Consider the following 21,339-nt stretch of genomic DNA (forward strand, 5'->3'; position numbering starts at 1 on the left):
CGATTCAACCAAATCAAAGAGCAAATTGTTCTTTGGCTCGAATTTTTACTGCTTATTTTTGCAGATGTATTTTTGGTAAAAAATCTAAAAACTCAAAAAGTGGGTTCTTAAGGAATGACTAAATAGTCTAAAATATAGGCTGTTTGTCAGTCCATAGGAGTCGCTACGCACGAGAGTAGGGACGCTTTACAGCTTGACAAACGGACTCGCCAGGTTGGATTAAAATATAATTATGTTTGGTATAAGTTCAAAAAAATAAGTGAATTATGTAAGGTTTCAGCGGAAAGGTGTAACATTGGTTATTCATTTTTGTACTTCCTTTGTCTGTCGTAAACTCGTTACAGTGAAGCTCATTAAAGAATATTTTGTCCTAATTATTTTTATTGTAGGCGCGGTTCATTCTAACGCTCAAGTTCAATCTTTGTTTAATGATAAGGTAGAACTCAAATCGATGGCTTCGCGTTGGGAATTAGACTCCACTTCGGCTAGAGGAACTTTTTTGGTAACACCTTACAAATCGATTTATATTTTGCCTTTTGTATGGTCTAATGTCTACTTGACTTTTATTTCATAAATATTCAACCAAATAGTGTCTAACTTTTTGGAGGCAGTTTATTTGAAGAGGAATTTTTTATAAAAATAGTTTTAGTTTACTTTGTCAGATAGTTCTGCACCAGTTTTAAATCTTATTTTTCTAATATTACTAGAAGCAGCATAGCTATTATTTAGGCTCAGCGGTTTTAGCCTGACTCTTTGTGTTGGAACGAGAGGTGTTGATATTGGCTTTTTGTAAATCCGAAGGCACTTCTCCTGAGGACGTATTGTTTTTAAAGTAAGGATTATTTTGGCTGGCCTGCTTAGTTTTTAAGCTATCACTAGTGTTCCCTCCATCTTCTTTGATTTTGCTTTTATTGCTTCTTACAGAGTTGTGATCGGATTTTTGTTTATTCGAAGGCATGTCTCCTGATAAAGGATTTTCTTTATAGTAAGGATTATTTTGGCTAGCTTGTTTTGTTTTCGAGCGGTCAGTGTCACTTTCATCCTCTCCTTTGATGGTTGATTTATTGCTTCTAGCAGTATTGTGGTTTGCTTTTTGTTGCAAACTATCAACTGGTTTCTGAATTCCCTTAGAATTGGAACGAGAAGTATTGATGATTGCTTTTTCAGTTTGCGCATTTGAAACACTGATAATAAATAGGCTTACGAATAATGTGAATAGATTTTTCATAGGGATAAGTTTTTAATATTGTTAGAATTGAGTTAGTAGATTCCTTTAAATTAACTAAAGTCTAAAATTGTTAGTTAGAATTCGACTAGTTAAATTTTTAGATCAAATAAGTAAAATTGATTTGACCTTTCGTCAAATGTATTGTTTTTTTTCTAATGATTCAAAGTTTTAGAATACTAGTGAGATACGGTTTGCTACAACCCAAAAAAAAGATTTATATTTGCGACATCGTCCTTCTACGGACAACCAACAAAATTACAACACTACAAAATGAGTTCAGATTCTAGCAAACGTTATGCACAAAGAGGAGTTTCGGCATCAAAAGAAGATGTTCACAACGCCATCAAAAACATTGACAAAGGATTATTTCCTCAAGCTTTTTGCAAAATTGTCCCCGATTATTTGACCAATGATGAAGAGTATTGTTTGATAATGCACGCCGATGGTGCAGGAACCAAATCGTCTTTGGCCTATATGTATTGGAAAGAAACAGGCAATATTTCGGTTTGGAAAGGCATAGCGCAAGACGCTTTGATTATGAATATCGACGATTTATTGTGTGTTGGAGCGACCGACAATATTTTGCTTTCGTCAACAATTGGAAGAAACAAAAATCTGATTCCTGCCGAAGTAATTTCAGCCATCATCAACGGAACGGAAGAGCTTATCAAAGAACTTGATTCTTTTGGGGTTACTATTCATTCAACAGGTGGAGAAACTGCTGATGTGGGCGATATTGTTCGAACCATCATTGTAGATTCAACTGTAACTGCTCGTATGAAACGTTCTAAAGTTATCGATAATGCCAATATAAAAGCGGGTGACGTCATCGTAGGATTGGAATCTTTCGGTCAAGCCACTTACGAAAAAAGCTATAATGGCGGAATGGGAAGTAACGGACTGACATCAGCACGTCACGATGTTTTCGGGAAATATTTGGCCACCAAATATCCGGAGAGTTACGATGCAGCAGTTCCTGAAGAATTAATCTATTCCGGTCAGGTAAAACTAACCGATGCTGTCGAAAATTCTCCAATAGATGCGGGACAATTAGTGCTTTCGCCAACCCGAACTTATGCGCCAATTATCAAGAAAATTTTAGATCAATATACTTCCAACGAAATTCACGGAATGGTGCATTGCAGCGGAGGAGCCCAAACCAAGATTTTGCATTTTGTTCAAAAATTACACATCATAAAAGACAATTTATTTCCGGTTCCACCTTTGTTTAAACTCATCCAAGAGCAATCCAAAACCGATTGGGAAGAAATGTACCAAGTGTTCAACTGCGGTCATCGTATGGAAATTTACGTTCCCGAAGCCGTTGCCCAAGACATTATCGCGATTTCAAAATCATTCAATGTCAACGCGCAAATCGTGGGTAGAGTAGAAGCTTCCGACACTAAAAAATTGACTATTTCCAGCGAATACGGTGCTTTTGAATATTAATGGGTTTATAAAAGTTTAAGGTTGTTTAAGATTGTTTAAAACAGTTGTTTTATGGACAGTAAAACAATTTTTAAACTTTTAAACGTGCAGGCTCTTAAACAATTTTAAACTTTTTAACACTTAAACTTTCCTTCAATGTACGAACTACTCTTTTGGCAATATCAGGACGGAATTTATCTCAACCATCATTTGGTGTACGAAGCCTTGGTTGAACAGCAAGAAGTCGAAGGGCTTGAAACGCTGCCAATAGAAGTAATATTGAATCGTATTAATAAAGTTTTTGATAGCTGGGAAAAAGTAGATGACAACAGCTGGAAAAACAGCAACGGGAAAGGAGCTTTTCAAATCAAAACCACGCCACAAAGCATCCAAATCGATTGCTACGGAACCGAAGGCAAAACAATGAATCTCCTTACCGATACTCTAGAGGAATTCAAATGTCCGCTTTACGACCCGCAAGTTCCCGTTCGTTATGACGAGTTTAACGAATAGATTCTATTATTTCAGACCAAAACTAAAATCAGTGATCCTCTAGAACGAGGGTCTAACAGACGAAGTAAATTCTGTTTATCAGCTTTCTTCCTGTGCCATTTCACCAACACTTTTAACTAAACTATGGGGACATTCGTTATCAGCAAACGATTTGACGATCGATATAAATTTGTATTCACCTCCCGAAAAGGGAAAACTATTTTCACTAGCCCTTCAATGGAACTGAAGATGGAATGTGAAGACAGTATCGAAGAAATAAAAGCGAACGTTGAAAAATACACTTACGTAAAAGCGAGAGCGGCCAACGGCAAATATTTTTTCAAAATGATGCTCGAAGAAACGGTAATCGCCACTAGCCGAAAATATACCACGCCATTGCTACTTGAAAAGGGTATCGACGAAATTATCCGAACTGCCGTCAAATCCGATGTTTTAGATTTTACGATGAATGAATTTGTGTTTCCGGATTAAATGTCGAGTATATCTTAATAATTTTGGATTAAAACGTCAGTCGGAATGTTTAATTCATTGTGTAATTGTCTTATCATTTCTAATGATAATTTTCTTTTTCGGCTTAATATTTCACTCGCACGGCTTTTAAAACCTACAATTTTTGCTAAATCATTTTGGCTATATCCCATTTGATCCATTCTGAATTTTATAGCTTCAATTGGATCTGGCAAATCAATCGGAAAATGTTCGTTTTCATATTGGTCAATCAACATTCCTAAAAGTTCTAATTCGTCGCCTTCTTCCGTTCCTTTTTTTGAATCAAAAATTACTTCAAGTCTTTCTAATGCTTGATGGTAATCGTTTTCTGTTTTGATAAGATTGATGTTCATAATTTAAATGGTGTTGGCGTTAATTTTATCATAGTCTCCGTGAGTTCCAATAAATCGAATCCAAACCATTTGGTATTCAAAACTTATTTTTGCAATCAATCGGTAATTATTGCCCTTGATATTGAAAACAACTCGATTGTTATTCAGAATACTGGCACTTGGATACTCTTCTTTAATTTGGTTCGGGTTTTTCCATTCTGATTTTTGAACTTCTCGAAACCAAGATTTCAATTGTTGTTCGCAATCTTCGTGCTTTTCCCAAAAATCCCGCAATATCTTTTTCGCAATTACTCTCAACTCTTTTTTACAAAGATATAAATTATTTACCAATTTGGGAACTAGAAGGGTTTGTTTTTTTGATTGCGATTTACACGAACTGATTTCTATAGGTTGTTTTGGATTTTACGATAAATGAATTTGTGTTTGAGGATTAAGGCGAAGGACTTAAATCATGACTTTTTTTCCTGTATTGATTTTAAGGAAGAGCTCAAATTTCAATTATTTTACTTCAATTTTGTCAATCAACAACTCGAAACTTTCTTCCTTGTAATTAGCAATTAAAAAAGCTAGTTGTTCTATTTTATCTCCATTGTAGTTTGGAATATTCAATTTGTTGCCGCGGAAAGAAGCGTACATTTCTGAAATTGGAATTTCAATAACTTCCCATTGTTTACTAGTCTGAAATTGGTAAACATAGGAATAATAATCATTTCGATTTGATTTTACTCGGAATTGGTATTTCTTTCCATCACCTTTTAGTCGGATGCTTAAAATCTTTTTATTTTCAAGACTTTTGGGCGCTATATTATGCTGCACAGAGCAAAAACCGCCATTGTTCTCCAGTGAAACGGTTCCAGTAAAACGCGCGTTGCCTTCGGAGGCCATTCCAAATTGGCTATTGGAACGCCCGCCCATAACTACGTCATTGACTATATTCCAGTCGTCAGTCTTACTATTCTTATTGAAATCTACTAAAACAATTGGGTTCATAGCGAAAAATAAAAATGCTAACAATAAATTTATACCTAAATTCATAAATTACTCTTTTACAAAATCTACAGCAATTTGTAGTTGGTTGAATTACAAATTTATATCAAATGCAAATAGTCTGGTTTTACATTAACTCTTTAGGTCAAAACATTAACGTTTGTTTAGTCGATAGTAAATGTATTTTATTGTGGAAAATGAGTATCGGAGGATAAATTTATTTAAGAAAAACTAACTACTTGTTCCAAATCCTCCAAGCTTTCTCCGCCTGAAAAACCAGCATATCCTGTCCGTTTTTGGTTTGAGCACCCGCTGCTTTCGCTTTTTTAAGAAACTGGGTTTCAGCAGGATTGTAAATCAAGTCGTAAGCGATATGTTTGTCGGTGAAATATTCGTAAGGAATCAAAGGGAAAGCGTCTGTATTTGGGCTTGTTCCCACAGGTGTTGAGTTGATGATGATTTGGTAATGTTCAAAAGTGGTCACATTGACGCGGTCGTAATCTATCACGCCTTCTTTTGCTTCTCTTGAAACAAAAGTGTACAGAATTCCTAATTCCTTTAAGGCATAAGCCACGCCTTTAGATGCTCCTCCAGTGCCAAGAATTAGGGCTTGTTTATGATGAGGTTGTAATAAAGGTTCTAATGATTTCTTAAATCCATAATAGTCGGTGTTGTAACCTTTTAATTTTCCTTTTTTGGTGAATTTTATAGTATTTACGGCGCCAATTTCGGTTGCTTTTTTGGACAGTTTGTCTAAATAGGGTATCACGACTTCTTTGTACGGAATGGTTACGTTCATTCCTTTGAGGTCGGGTGTGTTCTTTATGATTTCAGGAAAAGCCGTTATTTCGGGAATATCAAAATTCTCATAAGTACAGCCTTCGAAAACGGCGTCCTTGTTGAATTTTTCGGTAAAATAACCTTTCGAAAAAGAATAACTTATGTTGCGTCCCAGTAAACCAAAGCGTTTTCGAATTGTGTCCAGCATTTTATGATTTTAAATTTAGTTTTAACTATGCATTTTCGGTGCATTTGTCATTTGGTTCTTAAAAAAATAACCACAGGTTTCACAAATTCCCACTAATTAATTATTGAAAATTGGTGTAATTTGTGGTTAAATAGAGTTACTTATTTTTTGTGTTTGGCAATGTAGTTTTGCACCATTTTTCGAGACCAAACCACAGGAAATAAATCTTCCAAAATGATATAATTGTCAAAATTCAATCGCAAGGCGTTGCTCAAATGAAACTTAGCTTTGGGATTGTCTTGCATCATAAAATACAAACCAGCCAAACGGTATTCGATTTCGTTCTCTTCAGGGAAATATTCTGTAGCTTGTAACAAGGTTTGAACAGCGCTATCAAATTCGCCTAAAAATTGTAAAATGTCTACCCAAAATAGCCAGGTGTCTAAGGAATGATCTCCAAATTCCACCGCTTTTCGATAGCCAAATTCTGCTTCTTCAAAGTGGTTTATTTGTTTGCTGATGGTAGCATATCTTTTCCAATACAAGCGGTTTTGATTGTCTATCGCCAAAGCTTTATTGACAAAAAACAAGGCTTTTTGGAAGTTTTTTTGGCGAACGTAAAAATCAGTAATTGCAATCCATCCTTTGTCTAAAAGTGGATCTTCGTGCACTGTTTTGTTGAAATATTTTAAGGCCTGAACTTTGTTGCCTAGTTTTTCGTAGCATTTTCCTATTCGAAGCAAAGCATAGGAAGTAGCATCGTCTAATTCGATGGTTCTGTTGTAGCTTTCGATGGCTTCTTCGTATTTTTTTAATCGTTCCAATGCCTTAGCTCTTTCCATGAAAGCGCCTAGGAATTCGTCATCGATAATTGTAGCATAGTCAAAAGCGCGAATGGCATTTTCATATTCTTTGATGCCATAATGCAAGCGTCCTAGTTGGTGCCAAGCGATTTCACTATACGGATTTTTATCAATGTATTTTGTCAAATAAGCAATGGCTTCCTGATTTTGGTCTAAAAATTCGAAACAATACACCACGTTATATAGGGCTGATTGGTCTTCGAGATCGACTTCTAAACATTTGATAAAACTGTCTTTGGCCATTTCGAGATTGTCCATAAAAAGGTATTCCATCCCAATTAAATTATAGACATCGGCTAAATCATCGGTATATTCTAAAGCGATATTGAGTAATTCAACCGCTTTTTCGTGGTTGTCTCGTTTGGAATAAATATTGGCTTTTTGAATATAAATTTCTTCGTTTGTAGGTTCGATGGCATACAATTCGTTCAGTAACTTTTCAGCCTGTTCAAGCTTGTCATCATAAACCAACATTTCAACTTGAACTAGTTTCAGTCCTGTTGAACGCGGATGTTGTTCCAAAGCCAGTTTTAAAGCTTTTTTAGCCAAATTGGCTTTTCCCATATCGAGGTAATGAAGAATGATTTCTTCGAATTCTTCGGAGTCAAAAAAGAGCACTTTGTTGGTTTTCAACATCGACTCAAATTTAGACAGAGATAAGTTATATTCCTCTTCTTCTTCGCTTAATTGCATAGGTTATTTTTTTGAGTTTGCCCAAAATAAAAGTAGGCAACCTAGGGTTTAATGTGAGAAAAATTTGGAATTGTTGTGAACAATTTAATCAACAGGTTAATTAAGTTTATGGTTTGTGGTTTATAGTTTGTTGTTAGTTGAAAATCAACTGTTAACCAAAATCATAAACTATCAATAATTGAATCCATTACTTCAATCATAATCGCGCAACCTTCTCGAATTTCATTTTCTGAAATAGTTAAAGGGGGTGTTATTCTTATGGCATTGGCTTCGAATAAAAGCCAAAATAAAATCAATCCTTTGTCTTGGCATTTCAGAATCACTTCATTGGTAATCTCGGCACTTTCTGTCATTGCTGCCAACATTAATCCTTTTCCTCGAATATCTTTTATCAAAGGATGTACCAAAAGCGATTTGAAGAGCTTTTCTTTCTCTAAAGTTTCCGGCATTAGGTTTGTTTCTGTAATTTCCTGCAAAGTGGCCAAACAGGCTGCCGCAATGACAGGATGGCCTCCAAAAGTTGTGATGTGACCTAGTTTTGGATCGTGACTCAGCAAATCCATCATTTCTGGAGAAGCTGTGAAAGCACCCACAGGCATTCCGCCGCCCATTCCTTTGCCCATTACTACAATATCGGGAACGACATCGTAATTTTGAAATCCGAAAAGCTTTCCTGTTCTGCCAAAACCCGGTTGAATTTCGTCAAGAATCATCATCGCACCTACTTCAGTGCAACGCGCTCGAACTTTTTTAAGAAAATCGTTCTGAGGTTGAATAAATCCAGCGCCGCCTTGAATGGTTTCAAGAAGTATTCCAGCTGTTTTGGTGGTTATTTTTTCTAAATCAGCTTCGTTATTGAATGTGATAAAATCTACGTCAGGAATTAAAGGACGGAAAATGCGTTTGCGTTCTTCAAATCCCATCACGCTCATCGAACCCATTGTATTGCCGTGATAGGCATTATGACAAGAAATCAATTGGCTTCTGCCTGTTGTTCTTCGGGCGAGTTTCAAAGCGCCTTCGATAGCTTCGGTACCGGAATTGACCAAATAAGTTTTTTTTAAAGGTTCAGGTAGGAGCGATGCCATCAATTTGCAATATTCTACTGCTGGACTTTGTGAGTATTCGCCATAGACCATCACGTGTGAATATTTGTCCAATTGGTCTTTGATCGCTTGATTAACTCTTGGCGGTTGGTGTCCAAGCGTGCAAGCTGAAACTCCGGCTACAAAATCCAAGTATTTTTTGTTATTGGTATCGAAAATATAAGACCCTTTGGCGTGCGAAACTTCCATTCCTAAAGGATAGGGAGAAGTTTGGGCTTGGTATTTTATGAAATCGTTCACGTTGTTGTTATTTTTACCGCAAAGACGCAAGGGCGCAAAGTTTTACGGAGTTTTATGTGTTAATTTGGAGACGTTTATTCTTGCTATTTGTCACGCTGGAAGCGTCTCAATTATGTTGCTCTCGTTTGTTGAGATTCCTCCTTCGTCAGGAATGACAAATAAAGGGCATATTATTTCTGTAAAACTGATGCCTGCAATCTGCTACCTGCCACCTGCCACCTGCAATCTACTTTTTCTTCTTCTTATCGTAATTCAAGGTTTCCTTCCGGACTTTCATCGGGACATTTTCCTTGGCTTCTTCGTCTTTGCCTTGTTTGACCAGTTTCTCGTTTTCTATATTTTCTTCTGGTGGAAAAATATCGTCTTTTGATTTTATTCGTTCCTCGCCACGCCAGACTAGTCCACGGAGTTTTCGGTCGGGTTCGGGTAGGTCTTTGTCGGGATAAATGGTGCCATCTACGTTATTGAAAAAGGTGATGGTTTCTATTTCGTTTTTATCGAATATAATATTGATTTTGCTACTCACGTTTTTGTTGATACCAATAAGTTCCTGCGCATCATTTCGCATATAATAAACCACTTCGGTATTCTTTATAACATCGACATCGTGCAGTTTTCCTTCTTCGAATTTGCCATACAAATTTTGCCCTTTGACTTGGTTAAATCCTTTTCCAATAGTATCTTTCGAGACAATAAAAGTATTATTCAAGACTTTGAGGGAATCGAGTTTTTTGGTTGTATTGTTTCCGATAAGGTGCATTAAATCACCCGTAATTTGGCTTTCTCCATTCCAAAGAATGGGATTTCCTATGAGTTTTGTCAAAGCTGTTTTGGCACTAGAATGCAAAGAATCGCATTTGCCGCTCATATCGATTTTGTAGAAACGAACGTTTTTGAAAGCGCGAATAATTCGGTTGCCTTCGGGACCTGTTACCAGTAGCTTTTTTCCGTGAATATAAACCGAATCGTTTTCGACCAGATTAATCGCAACGGCTCTTTTGGTGACAAACATCGAGTCTTTGTTTTTATACAATTCGGCGTAGTGTCCTTTCACAATCCCTTTGTTGATAGAGTCGGTAATTTTTACATTTCGGGTGGCAGATGCAAATTCTACATTGCGGTCATAATACAAACTATCGCCTTCAATCAATCGGTCGTCGTATTTGATGTAGGACTTTCGAAGAAAATGGGCGAGATTTTTTTTGGTATCATAAAAGCCTTTTTCGGTATAAATATAATTGGCTTTGCTAGTTATCGTCGAGGGCCCAAAAAGATAAGAATGTCCTGAATTAGTATAATAATCCAAGTGGTTTGATTTCATTACATACTTAGGATTTGTAATGGTAACAGCCGTCAGAAATTGGAACTTTTTCTCAGCAACATAGTATTTTCCCGATTTACTTTTTAGAATATTGTCTCTGTTGGTAATGGTTCCGTTGGTGTTGTAAAAAACTTCTTGGGTGTTCCGGTCAAAGTTGATGGTATCGGTAACTAAAGTAGATTGTGGCGAACGCATTTTGGCATCACCAGTGGCAAAAGCTTTTTTCATATTACCATTGTATTCGGCGTATTTGCTATTCAAATACAAAGTATCACCTTGAACCAATTGCACATTTCCAAAGGCTTTGATATAATTTTCATTTTGAAAATAATAGGCTTTGTTGCAGGTCATAATGATGCCGTCGTGGTTGACACGAACATTTCCTGTGAGCAAAGCCGCATCTGGAGCTTCGATTTGGTTGACATCAAAGAAATCGGAATGTTCAATAAGAATTTTTTTGGGAGCTTGCGCCAAAAGGTTTTGGAAACTCAAAACTACCCAACAGCAACTAATGAAAAAGAAAAATTTATTCAATGGATTTATTTTTCGCCAAATTTAAGAAAAAGCAAACAACCCTAATCTATATTATGATTTATTTATAACTCAATTCAATCGGTTTGGATTTCATTTTTTGGGCCAAAATTTATTAACAAAAAAGAATACTGTTTCGTTGTAGTTCTATTTTTGGGAATTAGTTTCTTCAAGGTCTTGCATAATTCGCAAATAGTTTAAAAAAAAATATTAAATTTAGAGGATGTTAATTCGTTTAAAATGAATTTCATAATTAGCCATTAAAATCCGAAAAAATAATTTACTATGATAAAAAAAATAACTATTGTTGCAAGTATTAGCACAGTACTTTTGGCAACAGCATGTAAAACATCATCTATATCAATGAATACAGAAAAGAAACTAACCACACCAGAGAAGAAAGAAGTAGTCTATCAGATATTTACCCGATTGTTTGGAAACACAAATACAACCAATAAACCTTGGGGAACTATTGAGGAAAATGGGGTAGGGAAGTTCAATGATTTTACGGACAAAGCCTTGAAGGAAATTAAGGATTTGGGTGTTACATCGATTTGGTACACTGGAGTTCCACATCACGCTTTGGTTCGCGATTACACTTCGATTGGTATTTCGAACGATGATCCTGAAGTGGTAAAAGGTCGTGCTGGTTCGCCTTATGCTGTGAAAGATTATTATAATGTAAACCCGGATTTGGCGGTGAATCCAGCCAATCGTTTGCAAGAATTTGAAGCTTTGATTGCCCGAACTCACAAAGCAGGAATGAAGGTGATTATAGATATTGTTCCCAATCATATTGCTCGAAAATACGAAGGAAAAAGTAACCCAAAAGGCGTAAAAGATTTTGGTACGGATGATGATGTTTCGGTAGAATACAAACGCGACAACAACTTTTATTATATTCCAAATACCCGTTTTGAAATTCCAGATACAGACAAGCCATTAAATGGTGAAAGTAATCCGCTAATCGATGGAAAATTCAATGAATTTCCTGCAAAATGGACAGGTAACGGTTCGAGATTGGCAAAACCAGACAGAAACGATTGGTACGAAACGGTGAAAGTCAATTATGGAATTCGTCCTGATGGTTCGAAAGATTTTCCGGAACTTCCAGCGGGTTATGATACCAAATCGTGTCAGGAACATTTTGATTTTTGGAAGGACAAAAGTGTGCCTAGTTCTTGGATTAAATTCCGTGATATTGCTTTGTATTGGACAGCCAAAGGCGTAGATGGTTTCCGATATGATATGGCCGAAATGGTGCCGTACGAATTCTGGAGTTATATGAATTCGGCAATAAAAGTGAAAAATCCAGACGCTTTCTTGATGGCAGAAGTGTATAATCCGAATGAATATCGCAATTATATTCGCCTTGGAAAAATGGATTATTTGTATGATAAAGTAGAAACTTACGACCATTTGAAAGCCGTGATTCAAGGAAAAACTTGGCCAGATGGGCTTTCGGATATTCAACATCGGATGGCTGATATTGAGCATCATATGCTTAAATTTTTGGATAATCACGATGAGCAACGTTTGGCAAGTCCTGAATTTGCAGGAACGCCAGAAAAAGGAAAACCTCTTATGGTGGTTTCAGCAACCATAAGCACGGCACCAACAATGATTTATTTTGGTCAGGAAGTAGGAGAAGCAGGAAATGAAAACGCAGGTTTTGGAACCCATTCCCGAACTTCTATTTTTGATTATATAGGAGTTCCTAATCATCAACGTTGGATGAATGGTGGTGTTTTTGATGGCGGGCAACTTTCGCAAAGCGAAAAAGACTTACGAGATTTTTACAAAAGATTGTTGAATTTTTCTATCAACAGTTCGGCTTTGATGGGGAAATTTCAGGAAATACAAACTGCCAATCGCAATATCACACCTGGTTATGACATAGCGATTTATTCCTATGTTCGTTGGTCTGACACCCAAAAACTGATTGTGGTGACTAATTTTTATTCGCTTGCTTCTAGCAATTTCGAACTGCGAATTCCGGCTGATATTATTCAAAAATGGAATTTGAAAGATGGGACTTATACCATCACGGATCAATTGTATCAGAAGAAAACAACTCAATTGCGAGTTGAAAATGGACAAGGAAAAGCCCAAATTAGCATTGGCCCTTCGGAATCGTTTATTTTTCAGTTGTAGATTTATTCAACTATTAAAAAAGGGTAAAATGAATTTAACATTTTACCCTTTTTTTATTTTATTCTACTTCTTCAAAGCTTCTTCATAATTTTCGCCTACTTTTTTCCAATTGATTACATTAAAAAAAGCATCGACATAATTTTTTCTTTTGTATTGGTAATCCAAGTAGTACGCGTGTTCCCAAAGGTCTAAAGCCAGAATTGGTTTTCCAGGAATAGTAGCATTTCGCATCATTGGATTGTCTTGATTTTGAGTGCTTGTAACTTGAAGATTTCCCGATCTATCTACGATGAGCCAAACCCAAGCAGAGCCAAATTGTTTTGTAGCTTCATCTTTGAATGCAGTAGTAAAATTTTCGAATGAGCCAAACTTTTTGGTGATGGCTGCAGCCAAAGTATCTTTGGGTTGTCCGCCCGCTTTTGGGGCCATACATTTAAAATACAGCGAATGATTGTAGTATCCGCCTGCATTACTTTTAATATCGAGAACGCTCGGGTCTAATTTTGCTAATACTTCTTCGATGGTTAGATTTTCTAATGGTGTTCCTAAAATCGCTTTATTCAGGTTATTCGTGTAGGTTAAATAATGTTTAGAATAATGATTTTCCATAGTAAAAACGGAAATATTGGGTGCCAAAGCATCATAAGAATACGGAAGTTTTTCCAGTTGAAAAGAGCCTTCGTTCGCTTTTACATCATCCGGCATTCCCATAATCACTTTTTCTTCTGCAGTCGGTAAAGGGACTTCGACTACTTCGGTGTATTTTTTATTGTTGCAGGAAACTAAAAGAGTGAGGACTAATAAATTTGTTATAAGTAAACTAAGCTTTTTCATATTTAGTATTATTTTTCCAATAAGGAATTTATAATTTCTATGTATTGTTCTTTGGCTTCATCGATTGACAAATGGCTTATTTGAATCCAAGCATTGGTTTTGAAAGCATTTCTTAGATCAAAACTTTCAGAGTGATTGAAGCTTAAGCTTCCGTAGGTTGCCTGCTTATAGAATGCATATAAACGTAGTTGCACATCTTGTGGGAGCGATGCCTGGGTCATATTCGAAGCAATATCTACAGCTTCCTGAAAGCGTGTATCTAAATCTTTTTTATTCATTAGCCTTTTGTAGCGATAATCGTTTTTCCGCCAACAGCTTTTTGGTTAAGTACAACATTAATTGGCGTTCCCAAAGGTAAAAATAAATCTACACGTGAACCAAATTTTATAAAACCAGCATCTTCACCTTGAACTACTTGCATTCCTTCTTTGGCATAATTGACAATTCTCTTGGCCAATGCTCCCGCAATTTGGCGATACAAAATTTCTCCAAAGTTTTTGTTTTCGAGTACAATAGTTGTTCTTTCGTTTTCTTCGCTAGCTTTTGGATGCCAAGCTACTAGAAATTTCCCTGGATGGTATTTGCTGAACTTTACAATTCCGCCCATAGCATAACGTGTTACGTGGACATTTAGAGGCGACATAAAGATCGAAACCTGGATGCGTTTTTCTTTGAAATATTCGCTTTCAAATACTTCTTCGATAACCACAACTTTTCCATCTACTGGAGCAAGGATTTGATTTTCGTCTAATATAAAGTTACGTTTTGGATTTCTAAAAAATTGTAGAATAATAATCAATAACAAAAACGTAATGATTTGAATCGTCATTTTAATCCAAGGAGTAACGATAAATTTGTCGGATAATAGCAGCACAATTGCAGTAACAACAGTACCTATTAAAATAGATTGAGCACCTTCTTTATGAAACATAGTATAGAATTTGGTAAAATAAAAATATAATTGGTGCTACAAATATAACACTATCTAGTCTATCTAGGATGCCTCCGTGGCCAGGCATAATTTTTCCGCTGTCTTTTACACCCGCAATTCGCTTGAATTTGGATTCGATCAAATCTCCAATAGTGCCCATAATCCCAACAATAAGTGCGATTGTCACCCAAATCATTATAGATGTGGAACTAAATTCAGGACTTGCTTTGATGTAATATTTAGATATTAAATATCCGGCTAAAATGGCGAAAATAATACCTCCAATGAATCCTTCAATTGTTTTTTTTGGTGAAATTCTTTCGAATAATTTATTTTTTCCAATTGATTTTCCAACAATAAAGGCAAAAGTGTCATTGGTCCAAATGATAATAAATAATCCAATTATGATTTTCGGATTGTAATCTTTGATTCCAAATGAAATTTTGGTAATAAATATAAAAGGAAGAATGATATATCCTAATAAATACAATGATTTAGATGAAATACTTGATTTTTGAATCTTGTCGTAGAACAAAAATAGAATGCATTTAATCGAAACGACTAAAGCAATAACCAATAAGATAAGGTCTAATTGTTTTACGTTTATCGACAAATCTAAATGCGTATTAAAAGTTCTATTTACGAAAGTAGTAGTTGCTTTGTTATAGCAGCTGAGTAAAGTTACTGTAGTATAAAGAAGTACTCCAAAAAGAATAGAAGGAATTTTGTTAATTTGAATCAAATTGCAAAATTCATAAATGGCAATGATTAAAAATATTCCAAACAAAACAAAGAAACTTTCAGTCGAATAGAGTATCGAAGATATAAGTAATATTACATAAATAGCACCAGATATAGCTCTCTTGAGTGTTTCATTCATCTTATAAATCTTCTAAAAGCAAAAGGTATAGATTCTTGGCGGAACTTCCGTATTGAGTAAAATCCTCGTCAACTGCTTTTTTGAAATATTTTATGGTTGTTATGTTTGTAGGGTAATCTTTGATGTATTTCTTTTTTATAACGCTCAAGCCATCACTTTTGGTTTCGATTATTTGACTAGTAGTCGCAATAATGACGATATTAGTAGGGAGTTCGTTGGGCTTGTGTTGTTTAATTTGTTTAGATGAAAACAGAATAGATCCTTCGTCTGCAATTAGATTCTCGCAATTTGCAAGCAGGAACGAAGGGTTTTTTGTGTGAACATAGCTTATTTTATTTTCGTCAAGGAGACTCTTAAGATCAGTTTCATAGCATAAAGCTTCGCCTTCGTACCAATCATTTTCTTCGAGAATGTGTTCGAAGTGATCTTTCAGTTCTGATTCAGTTTCACAATATAAAAACTTACCTCCGTTTTTATTGAAATTGTAAATGAATTTCTCCTCTATAGGCGCATCGTGTTGAATGGAATACTTGCTATTTTCCGTATCATTTCCTTCTTCAGAAGTGGGGTTTATAGAACTAAAAAATTTTTTAAAAAGACTCATATTTTTCTATGCTACTTGATAAATTAATTGAAAACGTTCAAAGATAAAAAAATCTTAATTCAAAAGTCACTTTTGAATTAAGATTTTAAAATAATATGCGTTTTTGTAATTATGCTACTACCTCTGTAAGATTGTCATCAAAGGTTCTCTTTCCGAAAATAGTTTCTAAGTCATCTTTGAAAATAACTTCTTTCTCGATAAGAATATCCGCCAGTTGATTCAATTTATCTTTATTTTCTTCTAATATTTTGATGGCTCTTTCGTATTGGCTTTCAATTAAAATAGAAATTTCCTCATCGATAGTTTTTGCAGTTTCATCAGAATACGGTTTCGAAAAGCTGTATTCGCTTTGACCTGTTGAATCATAATAAGTTACATTTCCTATTTTTTCGTTCAAACCATAAATCGTTACCATTGCTCGTGCTTGGCGAGTTACTTTTTCTAAGTCGCTCAAAGCGCCAGTCGAAATTCTGTCGAAAGTTACTTTTTCAGCAGCTCTTCCGCCCATTGTAGCGCACATTTCGTCTAGCATTTGATCTGTTCTCACGATTTGTCTTTCTTCAGGAAGATACCAAGCCGCACCCAAGCTTTGACCACGAGGAACAATTGTCACTTTAATTAGTGGAGCTGCGTGTTCTAGCATCCAGCTTACTGTTGCGTGGCCTGCTTCGTGTATCGCAATTGCTTTCTTTTCTTCGGGTGTAATGATCTTATTTTTCTTTTCTAAACCGCCAATAATTCGATCTACAGCGTCAAGAAAATCTTGTTTATCCACTGCGGTTTTGTTATTTCTAGCGGCTATCAAAGCGGCTTCATTACAAACATTGGCAATATCTGCACCTGAGAAACCAGGAGTTTGTTTGGCTAAAAAGTCAGTATCTAGATTTTCGACTTTTTTCAATGGAGCAAGGTGCACCTTGAAAATTTCTTCACGTTCGCGAATGTCTGGTAAGTCTACAAAAATTTGTCTGTCAAAACGACCAGCGCGCATCAAAGCCTTGTCTAAAACATCGGCTCTGTTGGTGGCCGCTAAAACAATCACATTCGAATTGGTTCCGAAACCATCCATTTCGGTTAGCAATTGGTTTAATGTGTTTTCACGTTCGTCATTACCTCCTGACATATTGTTTTTTCCTCTCGCTCTTCCCACGGCATCAATTTCATCAATGAAGATAATCGCAGGAGATTTTTCTTTGGCTTGTTTGAATAAATCTCTTACTCGTGAAGCACCAACTCCTACAAACATTTCAACAAAATCGGAACCTGATAAAGAGAAAAACGGAACTTGAGCTTCACCAGCTACGGCTTTTGCCAAAAGTGTTTTTCCTGTTCCTGGAGGACCTACAAGTAACGCTCCTTTTGGGATTTTACCACCCAGATTGGTGTATTTTTCAGGATTTTTCAAGAATTCAACAATTTCTTGTATTTCTTCTTTGGCACCTTCAAGTCCAGCAACATCTTTGAAAGAAGTTTTTATATCTGTTTTTTCGTCGAATAGTTTGGCTTTTGATTTTCCGATATTGAAAATCTGTCCACCTCCGCCACCTGCACCACCTGACATTCTTCTCATAATGAAAATCCAAACCCCAATGATAATAATGATAGGTAAAAGACTGATAATAATATCACTCCAATTACTGCTTTCTTGAAAATCATAATTTTTCAGTTTTCCCTCTGTTACTGCTTTCTCTAATTTTCTTTCGAAAATTTGAACATCGCCAAGGCTAACTTTATAATGTGGACCTTTATTAGGATTATTCAAGACATCTTTGGCAACTTTTTTATTGTTGGGGTCCTTTAATGCAGCAGTATTTAAATAGATTTCTGCATCTTTTTTATTGAAGATTACTATTTTTTCAATCTGACTTTTTTCTAATAGAGTATTAAATTTTGTTTGATCTAATAAAATTGGATCCTGAAAATTTGAGCCACCAGTAAAAAAACTAATGGTCAAGAATATCAATAAAATTGCAGTGTAAATTAACCAAGGACTTACTTTGAAATTATTTGAATTAGGTTTGTTATCGTTTGCCATTGCAGGTATATTTCTTTAGTATTTATTTTCGATTTTCGTGATTTTGGCGTCACCCCAAAGACTTTCGATGTTGTAATATTCTCGAATGTGTTTTTGGAAAACATGAACCACAATGCTTACATAGTCCATAAGAACCCACTCGGCATTATCTGAACCTTCTACATGCCAAGGTTTGTCTTTCAATTCTTTTGAAACTACTTTTTGAATTGAGTTTACAATTGCGTTAACTTGAGTGTTTGAATTTCCGTTGCAGATTACAAAATAGTCACAAACGGCTGTGTCTATTTCTCTTAAATCTAGAATATCGATATCATTTCCTTTTACTTCTTCAATCCCTTTGATAATGTTTGCCAATAGAACATCATTATTTACTATCTTTTTTGCCATGAATTATTTTTAATATAAGTTGGTAAAGTTACCATTTTTTGTGATTATTTTTGAACGTTAACATAATATTAAATTCTGTTCCTCAAATAATTTTTTTATGAAACTAATCAAACTCGATGCCATAGATTCTACAAACGACTTCCTAAAGGGGTTAGCAAGTAAGCAAGTACTTGAAAACTTCACCGTTGTTACTGCCGAAAATCAAACTAAGGGCAAGGGCCAAATGGGAGCTATTTGGGATTCTGAACCCAGTAAAAACTTAATAATGAGTGTTTTGATTGCTGATTTTGTTACAGATGTTAATCGTTTGTTTGATATTAATATTGTCGTGTCGGTTACTATAATTCAGGCACTAGAAGATTTTAATATTCCAGAATTAAGTATCAAATGGCCAAACGACATTATGTCATACAATAAGAAAATAGGTGGTATTCTGATTGAAAATAGTATAAAAAGTGACGGAAGTATCAATTCTATTGTAGGTTTAGGGTTAAATGTGAACCAAATCAATTTTGAGAACTTGCCCAAAGCCTCGTCATTAGCTGTGATTTGCAAAACTACTTTCGATAAAGAAAATATTCTTTTGAAAATTATTGAAAAATTAGAACAAAATATCCAGCTTTGGATTCAAAATTCAGATTTATTTTGGTCTGAATACTCCAATAGACTTTTCAAGAAAGGGATTCCCATGCCTTTCGAAGGGCAAAATCAACAAAATTTTATGGGTATCATCAAGGGGGTTTCTCCTGTTGGCAAACTCGAAATACTTTTAGAAGATGATTCCGTTTCTGAATTTGATATCAAAGAAATTCAGATGTTGTATTGAATAAAAAAACCTTTCAGTTGGAACTAAAAGGTTTTGAATTGTAGGGTGAAAGACTTTACAATTTCGACATATTCAATGCCAAAGTTTCGATAAATTTCGAAATGGGTCCCTTGATCATCATCGCCATCATCGCATTGAATTCTCCTTCGAAATCTAATTGTACCTCGCTTGAATTATCAGCAACTGCATTAATATTGGCCACCAAAGTAAAAGGCAATTTGTCGCTTGCAGCATTCAAAATTACCTTGGTAAAAGGTACTCCTTCTTTCAGTCTTAATTTAATTTCGGGCATACCTTTTAAACCAAAATTAAAAATATCATCACCAAGTACTTCAAACTTAGCAATATTTTCAGGCATCAGTTTCTCGAAATTTTTAATATCGGATAATTGAGTGTATAAATATTCAGCCGATTTTTCGACTGTAACTTTTGGACTTTCTAAGTTCATTTGCAGTTAATTGTTTGTGGTTTATTGTTTATTGTTTATTGTTTAGAGTTTTTGGTTTATTGTGGTAAAATATATGATTTTCGATCTACGAATCACCCAATCCATACATCTGATGACTGTTCGCTTCCTGCTGAACGCTAAACAGTTGCTACTGACCACTTCCAACAACACCCCAAGTCGATGGACTCGAATTCCATTCTCTCAAAGTTTCTTCCTCTTGCTCGGTGATGTATCTTTTGGCTACAGCCAAATTCAATAAATTTTGATAATTGCTTAAGGTATATAAGTCAACATTTGCATTTTTGAAATTGTCTTTCGCTACATCAAAACCATAAGTAAAAACAGCTGCCATTCCTTTGATATTGGCTCCAGCGGCACGCAAGGCTTCCACAGCAAGCAAACTACTGTTTCCTGTGCTGATCAAATCTTCGACAATGACCACGTTTTGACCTTTTTGCAGAAATCCTTCTACTTGGTTTTGTCGTCCGTGTTTTTTAGGTTCTGGGCGAACGTAAACAAAGGGTAATCCTAAACTTTCGGCTACTAATATGCCAATACCAATTGCTCCAGTTGCAACACCAGCAATCACATCGGGTTTTCCAAATTGTTTTTCAATATTTTTCGAAAATTCGTCCCTAACATAATTCCTAATGGTTGGAAATGAGAGAATTATTCGATTATCACAATAAATAGGGCATTGCCATCCCGAAGCCCACGTAAAAGGATTTCTTGGATTCAATTTAATTGCATTAATTTGCAAAAGTAATTCGGCAGTTTTCTCGGCAGTATCTTTATTAAATATCATAATACAAATGTATAAAGTTTTTGTGAACGACAAACCACTTTTTTTGACAAATGAAATCTCTAAGGAGACTAATTTTCAGTTATTTCTTTTGGAAAGTGTTGATATAGTGCAACTTATAGTTAAAATATTTCAAAATAAAATTCAAAAAGCATATCTTTATCATCCCGATGAAAAGGAAATATTAAAAACATTGAAATCTAAAATTCCTGTTTCGAAAGCGGGAGGTGGATTGGTCTATAACAAAAAAGGAGAGGTTTTGTTTATTTACAGAGGAGGAAAATGGGATTTGCCTAAAGGCGGTACTGAAAAAGGTGAAGAAATTGGAGATACAGCGATGCGCGAAGTCGAAGAAGAAACTGGAGTTAATCAACTACGAATTACTAAAAAACTCCAAAAAACCTATCACATTTTCAGGCGTAATGGCATCTACAAACTAAAAATCACACATTGGTTCGAAATGACTTCTGATTATGAAGGAACTCCAGTTGGACAAATCGAAGAAGGGATCGAAAAAGCGGTTTGGCTCAGTCCAAATGAAATACCTGAAGTCTTAAAAAAATCTTATGAAAATATAAAATTATTATTCGAAGAAGAGAATATTAGTTTGCAGTAGTCAGATTGCAGGTTGCAGATTTCAGGTTGCAGAATTTGTGTGAACCCTTTTAGTTAAGACTATGGGTTTGGGTTTTTTGACTGCAATCTGCCAACTGCAATCT

General features: G+C 35.4%; 24 protein-coding genes. 7 read left to right on the forward strand and 17 right to left on the reverse strand.

The window, feature by feature from the left end; all coding sequences use genetic code 11:
• The first annotated feature begins 343 nt into the window (after positions 1-343).
• Positions 344-574, forward strand: a complete 231-nt coding sequence (locus ACIQ1E_RS05865) for a hypothetical protein (RefSeq protein ID WP_396169571.1) — start codon at positions 344-346, stop codon at positions 572-574.
• A gap of 147 nt (positions 575-721) precedes the next feature.
• Here ACIQ1E_RS05865 and ACIQ1E_RS05870 read toward each other — a convergent pair whose 3' ends face one another.
• On the reverse strand, positions 722-1,228 hold the full coding sequence (locus tag ACIQ1E_RS05870; protein ID WP_396169573.1) for a hypothetical protein: 507 nt from the start codon (positions 1,226-1,228) through the stop codon (positions 722-724).
• Between the two features lie 270 nt (positions 1,229-1,498).
• Here ACIQ1E_RS05870 and ACIQ1E_RS05875 point away from each other — a divergent pair, with 270 nt between their 5' ends.
• The 3 genes from ACIQ1E_RS05875 to ACIQ1E_RS05885 all read left to right on the forward strand — a co-directional run bounded on the left by ACIQ1E_RS05875 (position 1,499) and on the right by ACIQ1E_RS05885 (position 3,640).
• Positions 1,499-2,677: an AIR synthase related protein gene (locus tag ACIQ1E_RS05875; RefSeq protein ID WP_396169575.1), complete on the forward strand. Its 1,179-nt coding sequence runs from the start codon at positions 1,499-1,501 to the stop codon at positions 2,675-2,677.
• Positions 2,678-2,812: 135 nt separating this feature from the next.
• Positions 2,813-3,169, forward strand: coding sequence for a hypothetical protein (locus ACIQ1E_RS05880; RefSeq protein ID WP_396169577.1), 357 nt, complete (start codon positions 2,813-2,815; stop codon positions 3,167-3,169).
• Between the two features lie 123 nt (positions 3,170-3,292).
• Positions 3,293-3,640 (forward strand): DUF1508 domain-containing protein, encoded by a 348-nt coding sequence (locus ACIQ1E_RS05885; protein WP_396169579.1) that lies wholly within the window; start codon positions 3,293-3,295, stop codon positions 3,638-3,640.
• 14 nt (positions 3,641-3,654) lie between these two features.
• Here ACIQ1E_RS05885 and ACIQ1E_RS05890 read toward each other — a convergent pair whose 3' ends face one another.
• The 7 genes from ACIQ1E_RS05890 to ACIQ1E_RS05920 all read right to left on the reverse strand — a co-directional run bounded on the left by ACIQ1E_RS05890 (position 3,655) and on the right by ACIQ1E_RS05920 (position 10,722).
• Positions 3,655-4,011 (reverse strand): type II toxin-antitoxin system HigA family antitoxin, encoded by a 357-nt coding sequence (locus ACIQ1E_RS05890; protein WP_396169581.1) that lies wholly within the window; start codon positions 4,009-4,011, stop codon positions 3,655-3,657.
• A gap of 3 nt (positions 4,012-4,014) precedes the next feature.
• Complete coding sequence (locus ACIQ1E_RS05895; RefSeq protein ID WP_396169646.1) at positions 4,015-4,308, reverse strand: type II toxin-antitoxin system HigB family toxin; 294 nt, start codon at positions 4,306-4,308, stop codon at positions 4,015-4,017.
• Between the two features lie 201 nt (positions 4,309-4,509).
• Positions 4,510-5,046 carry a CIA30 family protein gene (locus ACIQ1E_RS05900; protein ID WP_396169583.1) on the reverse strand — a complete coding sequence of 179 codons (537 nt, stop codon included), beginning with the start codon at positions 5,044-5,046 and terminating at the stop codon, positions 4,510-4,512.
• Positions 5,047-5,233: 187 nt separating this feature from the next.
• On the reverse strand, positions 5,234-5,986 hold the full coding sequence (locus ACIQ1E_RS05905) for a shikimate dehydrogenase family protein (protein ID WP_396169585.1): 753 nt from the start codon (positions 5,984-5,986) through the stop codon (positions 5,234-5,236).
• Between the two features lie 140 nt (positions 5,987-6,126).
• Positions 6,127-7,521 (reverse strand): tetratricopeptide repeat protein, encoded by a 1,395-nt coding sequence (locus ACIQ1E_RS05910; protein ID WP_315218888.1) that lies wholly within the window; start codon positions 7,519-7,521, stop codon positions 6,127-6,129.
• Positions 7,522-7,682: 161 nt separating this feature from the next.
• Positions 7,683-8,816, reverse strand: a complete 1,134-nt coding sequence (locus tag ACIQ1E_RS05915; protein ID WP_396169647.1) for an aspartate aminotransferase family protein — start codon at positions 8,814-8,816, stop codon at positions 7,683-7,685.
• 277 nt (positions 8,817-9,093) lie between these two features.
• Positions 9,094-10,722 carry an OstA-like protein gene (locus tag ACIQ1E_RS05920; RefSeq protein ID WP_396169586.1) on the reverse strand — a complete coding sequence of 543 codons (1,629 nt, stop codon included), beginning with the start codon at positions 10,720-10,722 and terminating at the stop codon, positions 9,094-9,096.
• A gap of 282 nt (positions 10,723-11,004) precedes the next feature.
• On the opposite strand from ACIQ1E_RS05920, the gene ACIQ1E_RS05925 reads away from it, so the two are divergent.
• A complete protein-coding gene (locus ACIQ1E_RS05925; protein ID WP_396169588.1) occupies positions 11,005-12,873 on the forward strand; it encodes an alpha-amylase family protein in 1,869 nt (622 codons plus the stop codon).
• Positions 12,874-12,936: 63 nt separating this feature from the next.
• Here ACIQ1E_RS05925 and ACIQ1E_RS05930 read toward each other — a convergent pair whose 3' ends face one another.
• From ACIQ1E_RS05930 to rsfS, 7 genes are all read right to left on the reverse strand, one after another.
• Positions 12,937-13,707 (reverse strand): superoxide dismutase, encoded by a 771-nt coding sequence (locus tag ACIQ1E_RS05930; protein ID WP_396169590.1) that lies wholly within the window; start codon positions 13,705-13,707, stop codon positions 12,937-12,939.
• A gap of 8 nt (positions 13,708-13,715) precedes the next feature.
• Complete coding sequence (locus ACIQ1E_RS05935) at positions 13,716-13,985, reverse strand: acyl-CoA-binding protein (RefSeq protein WP_396169592.1); 270 nt, start codon at positions 13,983-13,985, stop codon at positions 13,716-13,718.
• Positions 13,985-14,638 carry a phosphatidylserine decarboxylase family protein gene (locus ACIQ1E_RS05940; protein ID WP_396169594.1) on the reverse strand — a complete coding sequence of 218 codons (654 nt, stop codon included), beginning with the start codon at positions 14,636-14,638 and terminating at the stop codon, positions 13,985-13,987. Before ACIQ1E_RS05940 ends, ACIQ1E_RS05935 begins: the two co-directional genes overlap by 1 nt.
• Positions 14,628-15,518 (reverse strand): phosphatidate cytidylyltransferase, encoded by an 891-nt coding sequence (locus ACIQ1E_RS05945; protein WP_396169595.1) that lies wholly within the window; start codon positions 15,516-15,518, stop codon positions 14,628-14,630. The genes ACIQ1E_RS05940 and ACIQ1E_RS05945 overlap by 11 nt, the downstream gene beginning before the upstream one ends.
• Before the next feature lies 1 nt (position 15,519).
• Entirely contained in the window at positions 15,520-16,122 is a 603-nt protein-coding gene (locus tag ACIQ1E_RS05950) for a lactate utilization protein B/C (RefSeq protein ID WP_396169597.1), read from the reverse strand.
• 109 nt (positions 16,123-16,231) lie between these two features.
• Complete coding sequence (ftsH, locus tag ACIQ1E_RS05955; RefSeq protein WP_396169599.1) at positions 16,232-18,157, reverse strand: ATP-dependent zinc metalloprotease FtsH; 1,926 nt, start codon at positions 18,155-18,157, stop codon at positions 16,232-16,234.
• 15 nt (positions 18,158-18,172) lie between these two features.
• On the reverse strand, positions 18,173-18,544 hold the full coding sequence (rsfS, locus tag ACIQ1E_RS05960; RefSeq protein ID WP_315148702.1) for a ribosome silencing factor: 372 nt from the start codon (positions 18,542-18,544) through the stop codon (positions 18,173-18,175).
• A 97-nt stretch (positions 18,545-18,641) separates the two neighbouring features.
• Between rsfS and ACIQ1E_RS05965 the strand changes: the two genes are divergently transcribed.
• Entirely contained in the window at positions 18,642-19,370 is a 729-nt protein-coding gene (locus tag ACIQ1E_RS05965; RefSeq protein ID WP_396169601.1) for a biotin--[acetyl-CoA-carboxylase] ligase, read from the forward strand.
• Between the two features lie 55 nt (positions 19,371-19,425).
• Here the strand turns inward: ACIQ1E_RS05965 and ACIQ1E_RS05970 are convergent, their stop codons facing one another.
• The gene (locus ACIQ1E_RS05970; RefSeq protein WP_396169603.1) at positions 19,426-19,818 is read right to left on the reverse strand and encodes an SRPBCC family protein; all 393 of its coding nucleotides are present in this window, start codon (positions 19,816-19,818) and stop codon (positions 19,426-19,428) included.
• Positions 19,819-19,966: 148 nt separating this feature from the next.
• Entirely contained in the window at positions 19,967-20,623 is a 657-nt protein-coding gene (gene pyrE, locus ACIQ1E_RS05975; RefSeq protein WP_396169605.1) for an orotate phosphoribosyltransferase, read from the reverse strand.
• A 7-nt stretch (positions 20,624-20,630) separates the two neighbouring features.
• Here pyrE and ACIQ1E_RS05980 point away from each other — a divergent pair, with 7 nt between their 5' ends.
• The gene (locus tag ACIQ1E_RS05980; protein WP_396169607.1) at positions 20,631-21,236 is read left to right on the forward strand and encodes an NUDIX hydrolase; all 606 of its coding nucleotides are present in this window, start codon (positions 20,631-20,633) and stop codon (positions 21,234-21,236) included.
• Positions 21,237-21,339: the final 103 nt, after the last annotated feature.

Source organism: Flavobacterium sp., from assembly GCF_044348915.1.
Taxonomy (GTDB): domain Bacteria; phylum Bacteroidota; class Bacteroidia; order Flavobacteriales; family Flavobacteriaceae; genus Flavobacterium.

Coding starts and splice junctions, on each gene's coding strand:
- ACIQ1E_RS05870 (WP_396169573.1), bottom strand. CDS start 1,228: ATGAAAAATCTATTCACATTATTCGTAAGCCTATTTATTATCAGTGTT.
- ACIQ1E_RS05875 (WP_396169575.1), top strand. CDS start 1,499: ATGAGTTCAGATTCTAGCAAACGTTATGCACAAAGAGGAGTTTCGGCA.
- ACIQ1E_RS05880 (WP_396169577.1), top strand. CDS start 2,813: ATGTACGAACTACTCTTTTGGCAATATCAGGACGGAATTTATCTCAAC.
- ACIQ1E_RS05885 (WP_396169579.1), top strand. CDS start 3,293: ATGGGGACATTCGTTATCAGCAAACGATTTGACGATCGATATAAATTT.
- ACIQ1E_RS05890 (WP_396169581.1), bottom strand. CDS start 4,011: ATGAACATCAATCTTATCAAAACAGAAAACGATTACCATCAAGCATTA.
- ACIQ1E_RS05900 (WP_396169583.1), bottom strand. CDS start 5,046: ATGAATTTAGGTATAAATTTATTGTTAGCATTTTTATTTTTCGCTATG.
- ACIQ1E_RS05905 (WP_396169585.1), bottom strand. CDS start 5,986: ATGCTGGACACAATTCGAAAACGCTTTGGTTTACTGGGACGCAACATA.
- ACIQ1E_RS05910 (WP_315218888.1), bottom strand. CDS start 7,521: ATGCAATTAAGCGAAGAAGAAGAGGAATATAACTTATCTCTGTCTAAA.
- ACIQ1E_RS05915 (WP_396169647.1), bottom strand. CDS start 8,816: ATGGAAGTTTCGCACGCCAAAGGGTCTTATATTTTCGATACCAATAAC.
- ACIQ1E_RS05925 (WP_396169588.1), top strand. CDS start 11,005: ATGATAAAAAAAATAACTATTGTTGCAAGTATTAGCACAGTACTTTTG.
- ACIQ1E_RS05930 (WP_396169590.1), bottom strand. CDS start 13,707: ATGAAAAAGCTTAGTTTACTTATAACAAATTTATTAGTCCTCACTCTT.
- ACIQ1E_RS05935 (WP_396169592.1), bottom strand. CDS start 13,985: ATGAATAAAAAAGATTTAGATACACGCTTTCAGGAAGCTGTAGATATT.
- ACIQ1E_RS05940 (WP_396169594.1), bottom strand. CDS start 14,638: ATGTTTCATAAAGAAGGTGCTCAATCTATTTTAATAGGTACTGTTGTT.
- ACIQ1E_RS05945 (WP_396169595.1), bottom strand. CDS start 15,518: ATGAATGAAACACTCAAGAGAGCTATATCTGGTGCTATTTATGTAATA.
- ACIQ1E_RS05950 (WP_396169597.1), bottom strand. CDS start 16,122: ATGAGTCTTTTTAAAAAATTTTTTAGTTCTATAAACCCCACTTCTGAA.
- ftsH (WP_396169599.1), bottom strand. CDS start 18,157: ATGGCAAACGATAACAAACCTAATTCAAATAATTTCAAAGTAAGTCCT.
- rsfS (WP_315148702.1), bottom strand. CDS start 18,544: ATGGCAAAAAAGATAGTAAATAATGATGTTCTATTGGCAAACATTATC.
- ACIQ1E_RS05965 (WP_396169601.1), top strand. CDS start 18,642: ATGAAACTAATCAAACTCGATGCCATAGATTCTACAAACGACTTCCTA.
- ACIQ1E_RS05970 (WP_396169603.1), bottom strand. CDS start 19,818: ATGAACTTAGAAAGTCCAAAAGTTACAGTCGAAAAATCGGCTGAATAT.
- pyrE (WP_396169605.1), bottom strand. CDS start 20,623: ATGATATTTAATAAAGATACTGCCGAGAAAACTGCCGAATTACTTTTG.
- ACIQ1E_RS05980 (WP_396169607.1), top strand. CDS start 20,631: ATGTATAAAGTTTTTGTGAACGACAAACCACTTTTTTTGACAAATGAA.